The following is an 18078-nucleotide window of genomic DNA, read 5'->3' as shown; positions in this document are numbered from 1 at the left end:
GTAGTACATGAACATAAGCAAATTCTTATTAGCAGCATTGCTGTTGAGTGGAATTCAGACTGTCTCTGTCGCTGCAACAGACTCTGGTGAAAAAGGTGCTTCGGCGAAACCATCTTTGGTGACGCCGGAGATGATGGCGAAATATGCCATCACCAAGCAGACACTGGACAAAAAACCGAACTGTAATGATGTCAAAGAGCCGTTGTTGCTGGCTTTTTGTGAACGGCCGGTCCTGACGAAACTCGACGGGCAGATCCGTCAGCTGATGCAGGAGTTGCCGTCTAAGCAAGCTCAATATCCTTATGTGGATCTGCAGAAAGATCAGCAGTCCTGGCTGTCCCGCCATGATGAGTGCATGAAAGATAAAGACCTGAAAATGTGTCTGGAACTTTCCTATATGGAAAGGTTGTCTGAATTGCAGTCCCAGTTTGATTTGGTGCCGAAAGAGGGGCCAATTCATTATCAGTGCGGACCGGAAAAACAGGATGTCTGGCTGACGTTTTACGCTACATCACTGCCTGCCGTTATCGTGAAAAATAACGATCAATACCGGGAAGCATTCATGGGGCCTCTTAGCCGTGGGGTTAAGTACACATCTCATGAACTGACGTTGGTGGAACGTAAACAGGCTGCGACTATCTACTGGGATGACAAGACGCTGGAGTGTCAGCAGTTAGCTGATTAATCACCCCTCGTTGATATTGAAAGAAAGGACAAGCTCAGGCTTGTCCTTTTTCTTTTTCTACGCGGATAACTTTTGACGCGCAGTGGCGACTATTTCTGCCCAGTCGGTAGACTGACCGGCAAGGATTGTGAAATGTCCCATTTTTCTGCCCGGACGGGGTTCCTCTTTGCCATATAAATGGAGTTTCAGGGAAGGGATGGACAGCAATGCGGGCCAGTCTGGTGTTTTTACCTGATCGTCTGAATCCGGATACCAGTGATCACCCAGAAGATTGACCATGATACCGGATGAATGTGCGCGGCTATCACCTAATGGTAAACCGCACAAAGCCCGAACCTGTTGTTCAAATTGCGAGGAATAACAGGCATCAATGGTCGCATGCCCCGAGTTATGCGGTCTGGGTGCAATTTCATTTACCAGTAGCTGGCCACCGGCTATGAAAAACTCGACTGCCATTGTTCCGATATAATCCATTTTCCCGGCAATCAGTCCGGTAATGCGCTCTGCTTCTGTTTTTAAATCGTCCGGTAATGCCGGTGCTGGCATTACCGAAACATCCAGGATGCCGTGTTTATGCAGATTTTGTGCAACCGGGAAAAATGCAATATTGCCAGCTTCATCCCGGGCCAGAACGACAGAGATCTCGTAATCCAGCTCCAGTTTTTTTTCCAGCACACATGGCTGCGAGTTGAACTGGCTGAACGCGGCTAATGCTTCAGATTTGTTTTCTACAATTTGCTGGCCTTTACCGTCGTATCCTGAACTGGCGAGTTTGATGATTCCCGGGTAGATGCTGGTCGGTGACAACAGAATATCCTGTTCACAAGTAATGTTCAGGCTGGTGGCGTGCGGGATGTCATGGGTCAGCAGAAACCGTTTTTCAAGACGCCGGTTCTGACAGATCCGTACGGCCGCTGCATTAGGGCGCACAGGGATGTGACCCGCCAGATAATCCAGCGTATCCGCCGGAATATTTTCAAACTCGGTGGTAACGGCGGCGCAGGTTGCCGCGATGTAATTCAGCGCATTAACATCATCGTAAGCCGCGATGATGTGTTCATCGGCAACTTGCCCGGCAACGCTTTGCTTGTCAGGATCAAGCACCAGCACACGATAACCCAGTTTATGTGCGGCCAGAACAAAGTAGCGACCCAGCTGACCGCCGCCTAAAACGCCTATGGTTGCAGGTGGCAATATCATTCGACGTTCTCCGGTTCAAGACTCATTTCCATAACCATCTCTTGCTGCTGCTGGCGATACGTTGCCAGTTGTTCCGCAGCCGAGGCGATATATCCCGGGTGACCGGCTGAAAGCATGGAAATCGCAAACAGTGCCGCATTGGCCGCGCCAGCTTCGCCGATCGCAAAGGTCGCAACCGGAATGCCTTTCGGCATCTGGACGATGGATAAAAGCGAATCCATCCCTTTCATATATTTGGACGGAACAGGAACCCCTAATACCGGAACGGTTGTCTTTGCTGCCAGCATGCCGGGTAAATGCGCCGCACCACCAGCACCGGCAATAATGGCAGATAATCCTCGTTGCCGGGCCGTTGCGGCATAACTAAAAAGGAGATCCGGCGTCCGGTGTGCTGAGACGACTTTGGCTTCATAAGGAACGCCAAATTCATCCAGAATGGCGGCGGCTGCCTGCATCACAGGCCAATCAGACTTCGAGCCCATCACAATACCAATAATCGGTGTTGTTTTGTTTTCCTGATCCATGTTTACTCCGGTATTAAGGTCATTTTTGCGGGATATTAAAAATCTCAGGGAAGCAGAATTTCTGCTTCCTGAAGAAAGGCCATCATGGCGTAATCGGGGTAATAACGTTTTTTAATATGCGTCAGCACCTGTTCTGCCTGCGCTCGGGTGCATATCACGTCAATTCTGATGTTGGCTGTTTCATCCCAGGCGGCATCGCGCAGACCATGTCGTCCCCGGCCCCGGGCATCAGAAACGGTATAGCCTGTAATACCCAGTTGTTCTGCATCCCGAAGGATGGACTGTTCTATCGCCGCTTCAGTGATAATGGTGAGCAAGGTTCTTTTCTCTGTCAGTAATGTCATAAACTCACTCCGGTCAGCATTTGTGCAACATGGTGATACAAGGGAATACCAATGATGATGTTGAAGGGGAAGGTGATACCAAGTACTGCAGATAAAGAGAGGGCAGGATTCGCTTCAGGTACGGCTAAACGCATCGTTGCCGGAACCGCGATATAGGATGCGCTCGCAGCCAGGACAGCCAGCAAGGTAATACCTCCGGCGGATAAGCCGATAAGGACACCACAGGCTGTACCGAGTACCGCGGATATCAGTGGCATCGTGATGCCAAATGCGATGATGACGATGCCATTACGGCGCAGGACGCCAACCTGTTTTGCAACAATCAGTCCCATTTCCATCAGGAACAGAGCAAGCGCGCCTTTAAAGAGGTCGAAAAACAAGCCTTTGATGGATGAGAGTCCGTCCGGCCCGGCAATCCATCCGATGATCATGCCACCCAGCAGTAAGGTGACCCCTTTGCCGAAAAAGGTTTCATGCGCGAGTTGTCGCCAGTCAGTTCCTTTTTTAACGCCACGAACCAGAATGATGCCTGCCATAATGGCGGGGATTTCCATCACCGCCAAAAAGATCGCCATCTGTGATTCAAACCAGATGTTATTAGTTATCAGCCAGTTAGAGCCTACTGCGAAAGTGGCAACACTAACGGAACCGTAGTGGGCCGCGGTTGCAGCGGCATTAGCCCGATCGAAATGGCATAAATACTTGAGAATGGAAAAGGCAATCAGTGTCTGCAGAATACCTAGGGAAATGACAGCCAAAAGCTGTGGTGCCAGGGACAAAACTGATTGTTGCGCCAACCCCTGGCCGCCTTTAAGCCCGATAGCTATCAGCAAAAATACAGACAAAGAATCATAAAGCGCAGAAGGTAATTTAAGTTCCGATTTCACCAGACCAGCCAGTAACCCGAACAGGAAAAAAAGCACCACAATATCCGGCATAGACGACTTCATGCTCCTTAACTCTGAATTCGGACATTATTCAGATACACCTGCTCTTCTGGAAAGACAGCCGACAGGGTATCGACGGCGCCATGGTAGACTTGTTTGTTAATCGAAAAAATCAGATTATTACTGAGAAATATTCGAGAAAAACTGATGAAGGGTTATGGCAATGCTGAACTATAAGCAGCTCTACTATTTCTGGAATGTCGCCAAAACCGGAAGCATTACCCGCACTGCGGAAAAACTGCACCTGACGCCGCAAACAATCAGCGGCCAGTTAACCGAATTTGAAAGGAATTTAGGCGTTGATCTGTTCCGGCGGGTTGGCAAACGGTTTGAGTTGACAACAGCTGGTAAGATGGCGTTATCCCATGCGGATGATCTGTTTCAGATCGGTAATGAGCTGGAACAATTACTGCGTCATGGTGTGAATAGCAGTGAACAGTCGTTCCGGGTTGGTATTGCCGACGCGGTGCCGAGATCGCTGGCCTACCAGTTGCTGGCCCCGGTGATATCGCTTCCCGTGCCGGTACGTCTTATTTGTCATGAAGATAAATTGGATCGGTTATTCGCGGAACTGGCGATTCATAAGCTGGATCTGGTGATTGCAGATCAGCCATTACCCTCTGAGCTGGGCGTAAAGGGGTATAACCATGAACTGGGTCGTTGTTCGGTTACCTTTTGTGCGGTGCCTGAATTGGTCGAACGGTATAGTCCGGCATTCCCATCTTCCTTGAATAATGCACCGATGTTATTGCCGGGTGATAAAACTGCAATGCAGGCATTGCTTGATCGCTGGTTCAGTAAATGCCAGATCCACCCGCACATCATTGGTAAATTTGATGACAGCGCGTTGATGAAAGCGTTCGGAAAAGCCGGTGCTGGGATATTTCCGGTACCGTCGGTCATGGTAGAGGAAGTCAGAGGACAATACGGTGCCGATGTACTGGGTGTCATACCGGATGCCCTTATCCGGTATTACGCGATATCCGTTGAGCGCCGCATTACTCATCCTGCGGTTCTGGCGGTCAGTCAGGCTGCGAAAAAAATATTATTCACAGAGAAAAATACCGATCGCTGACTGCTCATGTCACGGTGATTAAATTGGCGAATTGATGACGGATGAGTAGAATAGCGACCTCATTTTCAGAGGTTGCACCATGTCGTTTTCATCTGTTCTGCCTGAGCCTGGGCGTATCATTCTTGCTCCCATGGAAGGGGTTCTGGATCCGTTATTACGGGAAATTCTGACCGCCGTGAATCATTATGATCTGTGCGTTACAGAATTTGTCCGGGTTGTCGATCAACTGCTCACCCGTAAAACATTGCTGCGTCTCTGTCCGGAACTTTTACAAAATGGTCAAACCCGCAGCGGAACACCAGTCAGGGTGCAACTATTAGGTCAGCATCCGCAATGGCTGGCGGAGAATGCGGTGCTGGCAACGGAAATGGGATCGCCCGGAATTGATATCAACTTCGGTTGTCCGGCCAGAAGAGTTAACCAGTCTTGTGGCGGCGCTGCGTTATTAAAAGAACCGGAAACGATTTATCAGATCCTGAAAACGGTACGGGAAGCATTACCGGCTGAGCAGGTTTTATCAGCGAAAGTCCGGCTGGGCTGGAGTTCGCCTGACGAATGTCATGAAATCATTGATGCCGTATTGCAAGGCGGTGCCGGTGAACTGGCGATACATGCCCGCACCAAGGAAGATGGTTATAAGGCCGATGCTATTAAGTGGGAATGGATCAACACGTTACGTCCTAAAATCAATATTCCGTTGATCGCGAATGGCGAGATCTGGAATGCGGATGACGCAGCGCGTTGCCGGCAGGCTACCGGCTGCAGCGACCTGATGGTCGGGCGAGGGGCCTTGCAACTTCCGAATCTGGGTGCCGTGATCGCAAAAGCAGAACCAGAGATGAGCTGGTCTGCCGTACTGGAATTATTGCTGCAATATGCGGCAGCGGCGTTGCAGCAACCAAGAGCGGATTATTTGCCCAGCCGGCTCAAACAGTGGCTGGTTTTCTTGAAACAACAGTATTCCGAAGCGGCTGATCTGTTTATGTCGATCCGAACGGTTCATGATACCCAGACATTCATTGAGCAACTGACTGCTGCAAAAACAAAGCGGGCCTGAGCCCGCTTCGATTAATCCTGTTCTGAGTCCGGTAACGGCCAGCCTCCCAGCGCTTTCCACTTGTTGACGATATAGCAGAATAATTCCGCGGTACGCTCGGTATCGTATAACGCGGAATGCGCTTCATTATTATCAAAAGGGATCGCCGCAGATTGGCAGGCTTTAGCCAGCACAGTCTGGCCCAGAGCCAGACCAGCCAGGGTTGCCGTATCGAACGTGGCAAACGGATGAAACGGATTACGTTTCAGCAACGCCCGCTCAGAGGCCGCCATGATGAAGCTATGATCAAAAGTCGCATTATGCGCGACCACGATTGCCCGGTTGCACCCCTCGTTTTTCATTCCTTTACGGATGATTTTGAACGTTTCGTGCAAAGCATCATGTTCGCTGACAGCGCCACGTAGCGGGTTAAACGGATCAATTCCATTGAATTCAATGGCCGCTTTTTCAATATTGGCGCCTTCAAAAGGTTCAACATGGAAATGGATAGTCTGGTCGATGAATAACCAGCCATCCTGATCCATCTTTAACGTTGTCGCTGCCATTTCCAGTAATGCGTCCGTTTTCGGGTTGAACCCTGCTGTTTCAACATCAATGACAACCGGGTAATAACCACGAAAGCGTTCTTTCAAGCACATAAACAGATACCAACTCAGAATTAATTATAAATTTTTAAGGCTCACGGATTTCCTGAGTGCTCATCAGACCCATTTTTTCAAACAGACCAAACAGCAGGCTGACTACAATCGCAAGTAAAGTCGCCAGTGCCATACCTTTCAGAGACACGGTGCCAACTTCAACATGAGCGCCGGATAAACCAACAATCAGAACAATAGAAGTCAGGATCAGGTTTTTTGGTTTGCTGTAATCCACTTTGGATTCAACCAGCATACGAATACCTGACGCAGCGATAACACCGAACAGTAACAACGATACACCACCCATGACTGGTACCGGGATACTACCGATGATCGCAGTAAATTTACCCATGAAGGCCATCACGATAGAGATCAGTGCGGCGCCGCCAATAACCCAGACACTATAAACACGGGTGATAGCCATAACACCAATGTTTTCACCATAAGTCGTGGTAGGTACCGAGCCAAAGAAACCGGACAGAGTCGTGGAGACGCCGTCACCCATCAGTGAGCGATGCAGGCCCGGGTCCTTTTTCAGATCTTTACCGATGATTTTTTCAGTCACGATAAAGTGACCGATGTGTTCGGCGATGACAACAAATGCGGCAGGCAGCACAGTGATGATCGCGCCCCAGTTCAGTACTGGTGTGTAGAAGGTCGGCATAGAGAATACAGCGGCAGTATTCACGGCATCAAATTTCACCATACCCATCGACAGCGCCAGCAGATAACCTGCAACAATAGCAATCAGGATCGGGATCACGCCCAGGAAACCACGGAACAAGACAGAACCGAAAACTACGACCGCAAAGGTAAACATGGAGACGGTAACCGTACTCATATCCAGCGTTTTAGCGGTTAATCCTGCCATATCGGCGGCAACCGGTGCTAGTTCCAGACCGATGATGGCAACGATGGCGCCCATTGCAGCCGGAGGGAACACCACATCAATCCAGCGATGACCAAAGGTTTTGATGATCAGGGCAACGGTGATGAAGATCAGACCTGACGCAATAAAGCCGCCCAGCGCTGCTTCATAACTGAGTGTGCTCATCACGGCGAATACGGGGGACAGGAATGCAAAGCTGGAACCCAGGTATGCCGGTACTTTACCCTGACATAACGCCAGATAGATCAAGGTACCAATACCATTGAACAACAGAACAGTACCGGGATCGATTTTGAACAGCATCGGCACCAGAACAGACGCGCCGAACATGGCAAATAAATGTTGCAGGCTTAACGGAATGGATTGCAGTAACGGTGGACGTTCATCAACCTGAATGATCTGTCTGCGCACAGACGCCTCCTTTCTTTGAGTGAAGCAATAGTAAAATCCAAAAAATCGGAGCATTATCGCAAAAACGGGTTCTCATTTATATGGGAAACAGCATAAATAGCGGGTGATTCTGGATTTTAATGCTGTGCCGGCCACCGCCGGAATTGAGCCGTGTGTTTAAAGAAACGGCCTCATCGAGAGGCCGTTTTATAGCATTGAATTAAGCGCCGAGGCCTTTGCCTGCATCTTTCTTGTTAATCAGCTCGATCTTGTAACCGTCCGGATCTTCAACAAACGCGATCACCGTAGTGCCGCCTTTGACCGGACCTGGCTCACGGGTGATTTTCGCGCCAGCCGCACGGAGCGCATCGCAAGTAGCGTAAATGTCTTCCGCTTCCAGCGCGATGTGACCATAAGCTGTACCCAGCTCATAGCTTTCAACGCCCCAGTTATATGTCAGTTCAATGACGGCTTCGTCGGTTTCTTCACCATAGCCAACGAAAGCCAGAGAGTATTTGTACTCTTCGTTATCGCTCTGACGCAGTAATTTCATGCCCAATACTTTGGTATAAAATTCAATGGAACGTTCTAAATTGCCAACACGTAACATGGTATGCAGAATGCGCATAATTACTCCTCGGGTTCAGTTTTATCTTTATACTCGCATAAATCTTCAATCAGACAAGAGCCACATCGCGGCTTGCGGGCGATACAGGTATAGCGGCCATGCAGAATCAGCCAGTGATGCACATCCTGTTTAAATTCGGCCGGGACATGTCTGAGTAATTTGTCTTCAACTTCGTTCACATCTTTACCGGGGGCAAATCCCGTACGGTTGGCGACCCGAAAGATATGGGTATCCACGGCAATCGTTGGCCAGCCAAAAGCAGTATTCAACACGACATTGGCTGTTTTCCGTCCGACACCCGGCAACGCTTCCAGTGCAGCCCGGTTTTCCGGTACTTTACCCTGGTGTTTTTCCAGCAGGATAGCGCAAGTCTTGATGATGTTTTCTGCCTTGCCGTTATAAAGGCCAATCGTTTTTATATATTCCTTCAGACCTCCAACCCCCAGATTCAGAATGGATTCCGGGGTATTGGCAACGGGATACAGCTTCGCTGTTGCCTTGTTCACACTGACATCGGTTGCCTGTGCCGACAGAATGACGGAAACCAGCAGTTCAAACGGAGTGGTGTATTCCAGCTCCGTTGTCGGATGCGGGTTCGCATCTCGTAAGCGCTCCAGGATCTGACGACGTTTATCTTTATTCATATAATCAGAATGTTGTTACCCGTACGCGTTCTACCTGTGCTCTGACCGGCGCTTTTTTCCGTGCAAAACGCGTATTGATGGCATTTTTAGCGGCAATCAGGAAACCAAGCACCAGAAAAGCGCCAGGGGGCAGAATGGCCAGCAGGAAAGTGGTGTCACTATGATAAACATCAACGCGTAATGCGGCAGCCCATGGGCCGAACAGCACATCTGCACCGGCAAACAGGGTTCCTTCGCCAAGAATTTCTCTGATAGCGCCCATCATGAAGAGCGTGATTGCAAAGCCCATCCCCATCATAAAACCGTCAAAAACCGATTTAAGCGGGCTATTCTTGCTGGCAAAAGCCTCGGCGCGGCCGGCGACGATGCAGTTAGTCACGATCAATGCGATAAAAATACCCAGTGATTTATATAACTCATAAAAATAGGCATTCATCACCAGTTGCAGACAAGTCACCAGCGCAGCGATCAGTAACACATAGACAGGAATACGGATCTCATTCGGGATCCAGCGTCTGAAAAGAGAAACGCCCAGATTCGAGAGCGTCAGCACCAGCATGGTGGCGATACCCATACCGATGGCGTTTGCTGCCGTGTTAGTTACTGCCAGAGTAGGGCACAACCCCAGGATCTGAACCAGAATCGGGTTGTTTTTCCATAAACCCTGTTTGGTTATTTCAGCTAAACCATTTCCGCTGACCTTTTGCTGTGGGGAGAGGTCATGACACCCTTTTGGTGAAGATTCCATTATTTCGCCTCACAGGCCGGTGCCTGTTCAATCAGTTCGGGATGTTGCTGTACCAGTAGCAAGACATTCTTAAGCTGTCTGACGATGGCACGCGGTGTGATTGTTGCGCCGGTAAAACTGTCAAACTGGCCACCATCTTTCTTTACTGCCCAGAGCGTACTGTTTTCAGCGGTTAATTGCTGATGATTAAAGCTATCTATCCAGTCACTTTTACGGCGTTCGATTTTATCGCCGAGGCCTGGTGTTTCATGATGTTCCAGTACTTCTGTACGCTGAATAACTGCATCTGGACTGACACCCGTTAACAAACGGATAGACCCACTGTAACCATCAGGTGCGACTGACTCGATAACATAGCCAGTGATCTTGCCATTTTTTAGGGCGATATAGACCGGATGTGCCTTCTGATTACCCAGATAGTCAGAGGTTAATGAATGACACTCTTTGCTCAAATCATTATCGTAACTTTCGGCCGGCAACATACTTACCAGCAGTTGACGGAGCTGAAGTTGTTGCTGTGCCGCGATGGTGTTGTGCGTTTTATAATCAGTAAAGACGATGGCGCCTGTACACACTAACGCAAAGAAACTTAAACGAAGACCATTTTTCCGCATTGATTGAAGCATGATTAGTGTCCGTAAACGCGAGACTGACTATATTTGTCGATCAGTGGTACCAGAATATTGCAAAGCAATACTGAAAACGCCACACCATCCGGGTAACCACCGAAATGCCGGATCATAAACACCATGCCGCCTACCAGAGCACCAAATATCAGGCGTCCGCGAGGCGTGGTACTGCTGGTTACCGGATCAGTAATAATAAAGAAAGCACCCAACATGGTTGCGCCACTCAGCAACTCTATCGCCGGTATGGGAAATTGTGCCGGCGCGAGGTAATGCGCCAGCGCACTGGCTCCGGCAAGGGTACCCAGCATAGCCACCGGTGTCTGCCAGGGAATCAGACGCAGTAAAAACAACAGAATGCCACCGGCCAGAAAACTCAGATTAATCCATCGCCAGCCATCGTGACTCACTGCGGTAAATTTGTCAGATGCCACCAGTGAATCGACCGCATGGCCACGTTGAGATTCGGTTTTCAGATAATCCAGTGGCGTGGCCATCGTGGTTCCGTCAACCTGTTTGTTTAATTGATAATTGGTCAGCCCCTTGCTGGTCTGCCCCTGGAAAATGACAGAGGCTGTTTCAATCGGCGAAAGTCGCTCTGCTGCGATTGCCAACGGTGTGGACCAGTTTGTCATCTGGGCCGGGAAAGAAACCAGCAACAGAACATAACCCACCATGGCCGGGTTAAAAGGGTTCTGGCCCAGTCCGCCATACAGCTGTTTGGCAATGATGATGGCAAACGCAGTCGCCAGAACCACCATCCACCAGGGAAGCAGCGGCGGAATGGCAACCGCAATCAAGGAAGCAGTAAGCAGTGCACTGCTGTCCCGTAATGCTGTTGATACCGAATAATTCCGGAGACGTAAAATGAAGGCCTCGGAAACCAGCGCGGTTAATATCGCCAGCCCAAGCTGGAATAATACGCCCCAGCCAAACAGATAGCATTGTACAGCAATCCCCGGAATTAATGCGATGAATGTCAGTCGCATCACACTGCTGGTGTTTTTCTGGCTGTGGCCATGTGGTGAAACGGCAATCGCAAAAGACATGAATATTATTCCTGTGGTTCTTTATTCTGAGCGGCCTCGGCTTCAGCCTGTGCTTTTTTCGCCTTCACTCTGGCGATGGCGGCGGCAACCGCTGCTTTTTTTGCAGCATCCGGATCAGTTTCAGAAGCGGCTTGCTGAGGTTTATCTGCTTCATTCGCAGGCTGTTGTTCAGCCTGTGCCTTTTTCGCCTTGGCTCTGGCGATGGCTGCGGCAACAGCGGCTTTTCTGACGGCATCCGGATCATTTTCAGAAGCGGCTTGCTGAGGTTTATCCGCCTCATTCGCAGGCTGTTGTTCAGTCTGAGCTTTTTTCGCTTTGGCTCTGGCAATGGCGGCGGCAACCGCTGCTTTTTTTGCTGCATCCGGATCTTCAGTTGTACTTGTTGCGGGTGCAGATGAAGCCACATCGGATGCAACAATTTCAGCCTTACGTGCTTTGGCTCTGGCCAGGGCCGCAGCGACAGCCGCTTTTCTGGCATCATCAGTCGTTCCGGCAGGAGAGGCTGCCTGTTCGGCAGACTGTGCTTTTTCAGCCTGATGACGGATAGCCTGCGCTTTGCGGGCTTCGCGTTCCGCCCGGATATCGGTAGTACCTGGCACGGTCTGCGCTTGTTGCGCCTTGATACGCATGATCGCTGCCGCAACCGGATCGCTATCAGCGGATTGCCCGACAGCACGGTGCGCTACTGGTGGTACAACCGATTCACGCGCACGGCGTTCTTCTTCCAGTCGTTGTTTTTTCGCTTCAAAGCGTAATTTAGCCCGGTCCGCTTGCGCAGCTTCTTCACGAAGATGCTGGATTTCGGCTTTTTCCTGACGGTAGTAATGCACCAGTGGAATATTGCTCGGACAAACCCAGGCACAGGCGCCGCATTCGATACAGTCCGCCAGGTTATATTTTTCGGCATTCTCGTGATCGCCGGCTTTGCTGTACCAATAAAGTTGTTGCGGCAGCAGCTTCACCGGACAGACTTCCGCGCATTTACTGCAGCGGATACAGTTCATCTCATCATCACGCGGCGGCAACTCTGCCACACTCGGTGCCAGCAGGCAGTTGGTGATCTTGACTACGGGGACGTCAGCATGGGGCAGGGTAAAGCCCATCATTGAACCGCCCATGATCACGCGTTGCCGTGGTTCCGGGATCAAAGAGAACTGTGCCAGTAGCCAGCGTACAGATGAACCGAGACGAACCCAGGCATTACCGGGGTGCTTAAACTGCGAGCCGGTCAGGGTCACCACGCGACGAATGAGTGGCTCGTCTTCGACAATCGCTTGTCGAATGGCATAGGTCGTACCGACGTTAACCATTACTATGCCTAATGACAGCGAACGTCCGCCGGCAGGAACCTGTTTACCCGTCAGGATTTCAATCAGCTGGCGGGCGCTTCCGGATGGATATTTCGTTGGTATGACACGGACGATCACATCATCCGGCAGCGGATTTAACAGGAAGGCAGAAATCGCTTCCGGTTTATTGTCTTCAATGGCGATGATCGTGACGGTAGGGCGCAGAATATGCTTGATGATTTCCACGCCTTCCAGAATTTCACGGGCATGCTCCCGCATCAGACGGTCATCGGCAGTGATATAAGGTTCACACTCCGCACCGTTGATAATGACAATTTCTGATTTTTCACGCGCAACACTTAACTTGGCGTAAGTCGGAAAGCCCGCACCGCCCAGCCCGGCAATACCGGCCTGGCGAATACGTTCAAACAACTGTACGGCATCCCGCTGTCTGAAGTCGGGCCACGGGTCACGTTCACGCCATGTATCCAGACCGTCAGGTTTAATATGAATACAAGGTTCGCTGAGACCGGAAGGGTGAGCCACCGTATGTAATTCAATCGAACAGATCACGCCGGAAGTACTGGCATGAACCGGCACTTCCATCGGGTGGTCACTGGCGGTCAGTTGCTGTCCGGCCAGGACGCGATCGCCCACTTTCACCAGTAGACGGCCGACACGGCCACTGTGCTGTTTGATTGGCAGCACAATGAATGGCGGGATTCCCGCGTCGACTAATGGAGCTTCACTGGATTCACGCTTGTGTTCATCGGGATGCAATCCACCATGAAAGTCCCAGATTTTACCTTTGCGGATTTTACTGATGATATCAACAATACTCATTGCACCATTCTCACTGGAATTGTTTCAACATCCCACTTCCAGCGATCAGGCGTAGCGGGTAATTCAATCATTTCAATACAGTTGGTCGGGCAGGGATCAACACACAGGTCACACCCGGTGCATTCACTGCGTAAAATCGTATGCATCAGTTTCGGTGCGCCAACGATGGCGTCCACCGGGCAGGCCTGAATGCATTTGGTACAACCGATACACAGATTTTCATGAATAAAAGCGACCCGTTTCGGCGGGTTGAGCAGTAGTTCATTATCATCGGCCGGCGGCTCAACACCCATCAGATCGGCAATTTTCTGGATAGTCTGTGTTCCGCCCGGCACACATTTGTTGATGCTATCGCCATTGGCGATCGCCTCGGCATACGGCCGGCATCCGGGGTATCCGCACTGACCACACTGTGTTTGCGGCAGCAGCGCATCCAGCTGATCAACGATAGGATCCGATTCAACCTTAAAGCGAATGGCGGCATAACCGAGCAGCAATCCAAAGATCAACGCCAGGACAGCAAAAGTAATAATGATTAATAGGATATGATTCATGATATTAGAGCTTGATTAAGCCAGTGAAGCCAAGGAATGCCAGAGACATCAGTCCCGCTGTCACCATCCCGATTGCAATTCCCTGAAAGGGCGCAGGCACATCTGCGGCGGCGAGCCGTTCACGTAAGCTGGCGAATAAAACCAGTACCAGCATAAAACCCAGACCACCGCCAAAACCATAGATCACACTCTGCATAAAGTTATGTTGCAGGTTGATATTCAGCAAAGCCAGACCCAGCACAATGCAGTTAGTTGTAATAAGAGGCAGGTAGATACCTAAAACGCGGTAGAGGTCCGGCGCATTTTTATGTATCACCATCTCGGTAAATTGCACAACGACAGCAATGACCAGAATGAAGGCCAGTGTACTCAACGACTCTGCAGCCAGAGGAACCAGTAAATACTGCTGGACCAGATAACAGAAGGCGGAGGTCAGGGTCAGCACGAATGTGGTTGCGATCCCCATACCTATAGCGGGTTCAATTTTTTTGGATACCCCCATGAACGGGCATAAACCTAAAAATTTAACCAGAACAAAATTGTTAACCAGGACTGTACTAATCAAAAGTAACAGGTATTCCAACATGATACATACCTCAGCTTGCAAGCCGGCATATTATCTTCGGATGTCCGAAGCTTAACAACCGTTAAACCGAAGGGTTTCTGGATATTAATATACCGAACGGCTAGACTTTGCTCTTTTCTGCCCTTTTCCTGGGAGGTTATCTTGGGCGTTCTTCCGATGCTGGCACTTACTCTCGCCATGCTGCTCTGGTCCAGTGCTTTTATCGCATTAAAATATCTGCTGGATTTTTTCCATCCGACCCAGATTGTTTTCATCCGTATGCTGATTGCCAGTGGCTGTTTCTTGTTCTTTGGCCGGCAGCTCCTGAACTTCCGCTATCAGACCGGAGACTGGCGCTGGTTGCTGATTATGGGTATAGCAGAACCGTGCCTCTATTTCCTTTTTGAAACTACGGCACTGCAATATACGACTGCGGGACAGGCTGGCGTGATTACCGCGACGTTACCGCTTTTGGTTTCTGTAGCCGCCTATCTGATATTGAAGGAACGTATTGGCAAGCCTCAGATTCTGGGATTCATTATCGCCATTCTGGGTTGTTCGGCCTTGAGTCTGGCCGGGAAGAGTGATGTGCAGGCCAGCAATCCGCTACTGGGGAATACGCTGGAATTTATGGCCATGGTGTGTGGAACGATTTATTCCATTTCTATCCGCAAACTGTCGTCCCGTTATTCAGCGCTGGTGTTAACCGCTTTTCAGGCTTTTGTCGGCATTTTCTTTTTCGGGCCATTAGCCTTGCAGCATGTGCTGCCGGCGAATATTTCTGTTTTGCAGATAAGCTCTCTGGTCTATCTGGGAACGATCGTGACTATCGGCGCGTACTGGTTGTATAACTGGGCGATCAGCCAGGTGGAAGTATCATTGGTCAGCGCTTATATCAATCTGATCCCAGTGTTTACACTATTACTGGCCTTCTTCCTATTGAACGAAAGATTAAATTTCTGGCAGTGCGTGGCTTGCGGCGTGGTATTTGCCGGCGTTGTGATGAGTCAGTTACCGGAGAAGCGCGCGGCAGTGCGGGAACAGGTTTCAGACAGTTACTGAAATGAGAGGGAGATATGAGGGGCAGCCCCCTCATATCTGTTTCAGGCTTATTGTTCGAAGTGAGACAGTGCGCGGGCAAAATCCATGACGTCCATTTCTGCACCCGTCAGCGTTTCATCCCATTCCACACCAATCAGTACGCCATCGGCGTGAAGATCGTTTACCCATTCGTCGTAGAATTCATCCAGCGGGATTGCAGCCGGCTCGTAATCCTGCCATTCGTCGCAGCATAGCAGTCTTGCCGCACGTTCAGTTGACCATAAAGGCATGACGTCAATGGCATCGTCATCCTGAGAATCACAAACTACCCATTCATCCTCAAACTGCAGCCCCCACAATACACCGCTGTCTTTAACTTCAGTGATAAATTTTTCCGGAATATGCTGTTCAGTATGATCGGTCATTTTTAGGTTCCAAGTTCAGTGGATTATAACGATGGTGTGTATTGTAGCGGAAAATTCACTCTTCCGTATTCTGGCTTTTCCTGACGAGATCTCTTTGGGTCATATACAACCGGAAATCAAACTCCAGCTGATGATAAGCGGGCTCCATATGTGTGCACAATTGATAAAACGCTTTATCATGCTGCGGTTCTTTCAGATGCGCCAGTTCATGCACCGCGATCATTCGCAGGAATTCCGGCGCGGTTTCCCGGAACACACTGGCAATGATGATGTCATGTTTGCGCCGGATCTTGTTTCCCTGCAACTGAGCCTTACGGACATTTAATCCCAGGGCATGGTGCACCACAGACAGTTTACTGTCATAGCGGACTTTACTGATTGCGGACACATTACGCATGTAACGGTTTTTCAACTCGGTCACATAATCAAACAAGGCCAGATCGCTCTGGATTTCATGCTGCGCCGGATAGCGCTTGGCCAGCCAGTCACCTAATTGCTGTTTGTGAATCAGCTGGCTGACCTGTTGCAGAATTTGTTCCGGATACCCTCGGAGATAGATCAAGTCAGACATGCCTATTACTCTTCTGACGATGTTTTCTTGGCCCAGGGTGAATTTTTCGTGATCACATACAATGATTCAACCTTGGCGCGGGCCCAGGGGGTCCGCCGCAGGAATTTCAGGCTGGACTTGATGCTGGGCTCATGCTGGAAACAGCGAATATCAATCCGCTGACCTAATTCATTCCAGCCGTAATGCTCAACCAGTTCTGTCACGATCCGCTCCAGTGTTATGCCATGTAACGGATCTTTTGATTGAGGTTGGGTCATATTTATACAGATTTCCGGCGAATAAAAAACAAGCCGACAGAGTAGGAGATGAAGCGCGAAATAGCAAATTTGTATCCATAGAAATAAGGGGGTAATTATGTGATGATGCTCGCTTTTCCTCATCGGTCATCAGAATTATGGATATCGGGCTTTCCACACTGGTTTTACTTTTTGGCTGCAGTATTGCGGCCGGTTTTATTGACTCTATTGCCGGTGGCGGCGGGCTACTGACAGTGCCGGCCTTATTGAGTGTCGGGATCCCTCCGGCCCATGCACTTGCCACCAATAAGTTACAGAGCAGTTTTGGCAGTTTTTCGGCCACATTTTATTTTCTGCGCCGGGGCTATATCGATCTGAAACTGATCAGAAACGGCGTCATTTTTACGTTTATCGGTAGTGCGTGCGGAACATTACTGGTTCAACAGATCGACCCGTCAGCATTGAAACAGGCTATCCCTTATATGCTGATTGGTTTTGCGCTGTATTTCATTTTTTCTCCCCGAATCGGTGACGAAGATCGCCAGCAACGCATCAGCTTTTTCCTGTTTTCATTGCTGGTGGGGTTGGGTGTTGGCTTTTATGATGGTTTTTTCGGCCCCGGTACCGGTTCGTTCTTCGCCATCGCCTTTGTCGCCTTGGCCGGATTCAATCTTTCCAAAGCCACGGCGTACAGCAAACTGCTTAATTTCATCTCGAATGTAGCCTCGCTCCTGTTTTTCATGCTGGGCGGAAAGATCCTCTGGCAGATAGGTTTGATTATGGGTGTCGGACAATTTATCGGTGCCCGGCTGGGTTCCAGGATGGTAGTCAGTAAAGGAAGCAAGATTATCCGGCCATTACTGGTTTCAATGTCATTGATTATGTCAGCCAGATTACTGTGGCAGCATTATATAAGCTGAATTTAGTCATATTGTTGTCATTTATTCCGGGCACTCTGAATAGGACAAATAAAGGAGAGTGCCTATGAAATCACGTCGTAAACAGAACAGACAACGCCATATGTGGTTTAATTTGTGGCAGTATGAATTATCGCCAGCGGACCAGCCGAACATGACGCCTGTCAAGGTCAGCGAAAGATAATTAAGCTTG

At 49.8% G+C, this 18078-nt stretch carries 22 protein-coding genes; 5 read left to right on the top strand and 17 right to left on the bottom strand.

Going from position 1 to position 18078, the window contains the following annotated elements; genetic code table 11:
* Positions 1-7: 7 nt before the first annotated feature.
* Positions 8-685 carry a lysozyme inhibitor LprI family protein gene (locus tag HNR75_RS07880; protein WP_188026438.1) on the top strand — a complete coding sequence of 226 codons (678 nt, stop codon included), beginning with the start codon at positions 8-10 and terminating at the stop codon, positions 683-685.
* A gap of 57 nt (positions 686-742) precedes the next feature.
* Here HNR75_RS07880 and HNR75_RS07875 read toward each other — a convergent pair whose 3' ends face one another.
* From HNR75_RS07875 to HNR75_RS07860, 4 genes are read right to left on the bottom strand one after another with little or no spacing between them, the layout of a single operon-like run.
* Entirely contained in the window at positions 743-1885 is a 1143-nt protein-coding gene (locus HNR75_RS07875) for a 5-(carboxyamino)imidazole ribonucleotide synthase (protein ID WP_188026437.1), read from the bottom strand.
* Positions 1882-2409 (bottom strand): 5-(carboxyamino)imidazole ribonucleotide mutase, encoded by a 528-nt coding sequence (gene purE, locus HNR75_RS07870; RefSeq protein WP_188026436.1) that lies wholly within the window; start codon positions 2407-2409, stop codon positions 1882-1884. The genes HNR75_RS07875 and purE overlap by 4 nt, the downstream gene beginning before the upstream one ends.
* Positions 2410-2453: 44 nt before the next feature.
* The gene (locus HNR75_RS07865; RefSeq protein WP_188026435.1) at positions 2454-2753 is read right to left on the bottom strand and encodes a P-II family nitrogen regulator; all 300 of its coding nucleotides are present in this window, start codon (positions 2751-2753) and stop codon (positions 2454-2456) included.
* The gene (locus HNR75_RS07860; protein ID WP_188026660.1) at positions 2750-3691 is read right to left on the bottom strand and encodes a sodium-dependent bicarbonate transport family permease; all 942 of its coding nucleotides are present in this window, start codon (positions 3689-3691) and stop codon (positions 2750-2752) included. The genes HNR75_RS07865 and HNR75_RS07860 overlap by 4 nt, the downstream gene beginning before the upstream one ends.
* A 172-nt stretch (positions 3692-3863) precedes the next feature.
* Here HNR75_RS07860 and nhaR point away from each other — a divergent pair, with 172 nt between their 5' ends.
* Positions 3864-4775 (top strand): transcriptional activator NhaR, encoded by a 912-nt coding sequence (gene nhaR / locus HNR75_RS07855; protein ID WP_188026434.1) that lies wholly within the window; start codon positions 3864-3866, stop codon positions 4773-4775.
* Between the two features lie 79 nt (positions 4776-4854).
* Positions 4855-5832: a tRNA dihydrouridine(16) synthase DusC gene (gene dusC / locus HNR75_RS07850; RefSeq protein WP_188026433.1), complete on the top strand. Its 978-nt coding sequence runs from the start codon at positions 4855-4857 to the stop codon at positions 5830-5832.
* Positions 5833-5843: 11 nt separating this feature from the next.
* Here the strand turns inward: dusC and rnt are convergent, their stop codons facing one another.
* From rnt to rsxA, 10 genes are all read right to left on the bottom strand, one after another.
* A complete protein-coding gene (gene rnt / locus HNR75_RS07845; protein ID WP_188026432.1) occupies positions 5844-6470 on the bottom strand; it encodes a ribonuclease T in 627 nt (208 codons plus the stop codon).
* Positions 6471-6504: 34 nt separating this feature from the next.
* Complete coding sequence (gene uraA / locus HNR75_RS07840; protein ID WP_188026431.1) at positions 6505-7770, bottom strand: uracil permease; 1266 nt, start codon at positions 7768-7770, stop codon at positions 6505-6507.
* A 199-nt stretch (positions 7771-7969) separates the two neighbouring features.
* On the bottom strand, positions 7970-8377 hold the full coding sequence (gloA, locus tag HNR75_RS07835; RefSeq protein WP_188026430.1) for a lactoylglutathione lyase: 408 nt from the start codon (positions 8375-8377) through the stop codon (positions 7970-7972).
* 2 nt (positions 8378-8379) lie between these two features.
* Positions 8380-9021 (bottom strand): endonuclease III, encoded by a 642-nt coding sequence (nth, locus tag HNR75_RS07830; RefSeq protein ID WP_188026429.1) that lies wholly within the window; start codon positions 9019-9021, stop codon positions 8380-8382.
* Positions 9022-9025: 4 nt separating this feature from the next.
* Positions 9026-9769, bottom strand: coding sequence for an electron transport complex subunit E (locus HNR75_RS07825; RefSeq protein ID WP_188026428.1), 744 nt, complete (start codon positions 9767-9769; stop codon positions 9026-9028).
* Positions 9769-10395, bottom strand: coding sequence for an electron transport complex subunit RsxG (gene rsxG, locus HNR75_RS07820; protein ID WP_188026427.1), 627 nt, complete (start codon positions 10393-10395; stop codon positions 9769-9771). The genes HNR75_RS07825 and rsxG overlap by 1 nt, the downstream gene beginning before the upstream one ends.
* 2 nt (positions 10396-10397) lie before the next feature.
* Positions 10398-11444: an electron transport complex subunit RsxD gene (gene rsxD / locus HNR75_RS07815; RefSeq protein WP_188026426.1), complete on the bottom strand. Its 1047-nt coding sequence runs from the start codon at positions 11442-11444 to the stop codon at positions 10398-10400.
* Positions 11445-11449: 5 nt separating this feature from the next.
* Positions 11450-13576 (bottom strand): electron transport complex subunit RsxC, encoded by a 2127-nt coding sequence (rsxC, locus tag HNR75_RS07810; protein ID WP_188026425.1) that lies wholly within the window; start codon positions 13574-13576, stop codon positions 11450-11452.
* Positions 13573-14130 (bottom strand): electron transport complex subunit RsxB, encoded by a 558-nt coding sequence (rsxB, locus tag HNR75_RS07805; protein ID WP_188026424.1) that lies wholly within the window; start codon positions 14128-14130, stop codon positions 13573-13575. The genes rsxC and rsxB overlap by 4 nt, the downstream gene beginning before the upstream one ends.
* Before the next feature lie 4 nt (positions 14131-14134).
* Positions 14135-14716 carry an electron transport complex subunit RsxA gene (gene rsxA / locus HNR75_RS07800; RefSeq protein WP_188026423.1) on the bottom strand — a complete coding sequence of 194 codons (582 nt, stop codon included), beginning with the start codon at positions 14714-14716 and terminating at the stop codon, positions 14135-14137.
* Positions 14717-14872: 156 nt separating this feature from the next.
* Here rsxA and HNR75_RS07795 point away from each other — a divergent pair, with 156 nt between their 5' ends.
* Positions 14873-15757 carry a DMT family transporter gene (locus HNR75_RS07795; protein WP_343043265.1) on the top strand — a complete coding sequence of 295 codons (885 nt, stop codon included), beginning with the start codon at positions 14873-14875 and terminating at the stop codon, positions 15755-15757.
* A 47-nt stretch (positions 15758-15804) separates the two neighbouring features.
* Here HNR75_RS07795 and HNR75_RS07790 read toward each other — a convergent pair whose 3' ends face one another.
* From HNR75_RS07790 to HNR75_RS07780, 3 genes are read right to left on the bottom strand one after another with little or no spacing between them, the layout of a single operon-like run.
* Complete coding sequence (locus HNR75_RS07790; protein WP_188026421.1) at positions 15805-16161, bottom strand: DUF2750 domain-containing protein; 357 nt, start codon at positions 16159-16161, stop codon at positions 15805-15807.
* Positions 16162-16216: 55 nt separating this feature from the next.
* Positions 16217-16732, bottom strand: a complete 516-nt coding sequence (locus HNR75_RS07785; RefSeq protein ID WP_188026420.1) for a YgjP-like metallopeptidase domain-containing protein — start codon at positions 16730-16732, stop codon at positions 16217-16219.
* A 5-nt stretch (positions 16733-16737) separates the two neighbouring features.
* Positions 16738-16989 (bottom strand): VF530 family protein, encoded by a 252-nt coding sequence (locus HNR75_RS07780; RefSeq protein ID WP_188026419.1) that lies wholly within the window; start codon positions 16987-16989, stop codon positions 16738-16740.
* Positions 16990-17126: 137 nt separating this feature from the next.
* Here HNR75_RS07780 and HNR75_RS07775 point away from each other — a divergent pair, with 137 nt between their 5' ends.
* Positions 17127-17888 carry a TSUP family transporter gene (locus HNR75_RS07775; RefSeq protein ID WP_188026418.1) on the top strand — a complete coding sequence of 254 codons (762 nt, stop codon included), beginning with the start codon at positions 17127-17129 and terminating at the stop codon, positions 17886-17888.
* Positions 17889-18078 lie beyond the last annotated feature (190 nt).

It is taken from the genome of Tolumonas osonensis, assembly GCF_014202415.1.
Lineage (GTDB): Bacteria > Pseudomonadota > Gammaproteobacteria > Enterobacterales > Aeromonadaceae > Tolumonas > Tolumonas osonensis.
This window is presented reverse-complemented; position numbering and strand designations above follow the sequence as displayed.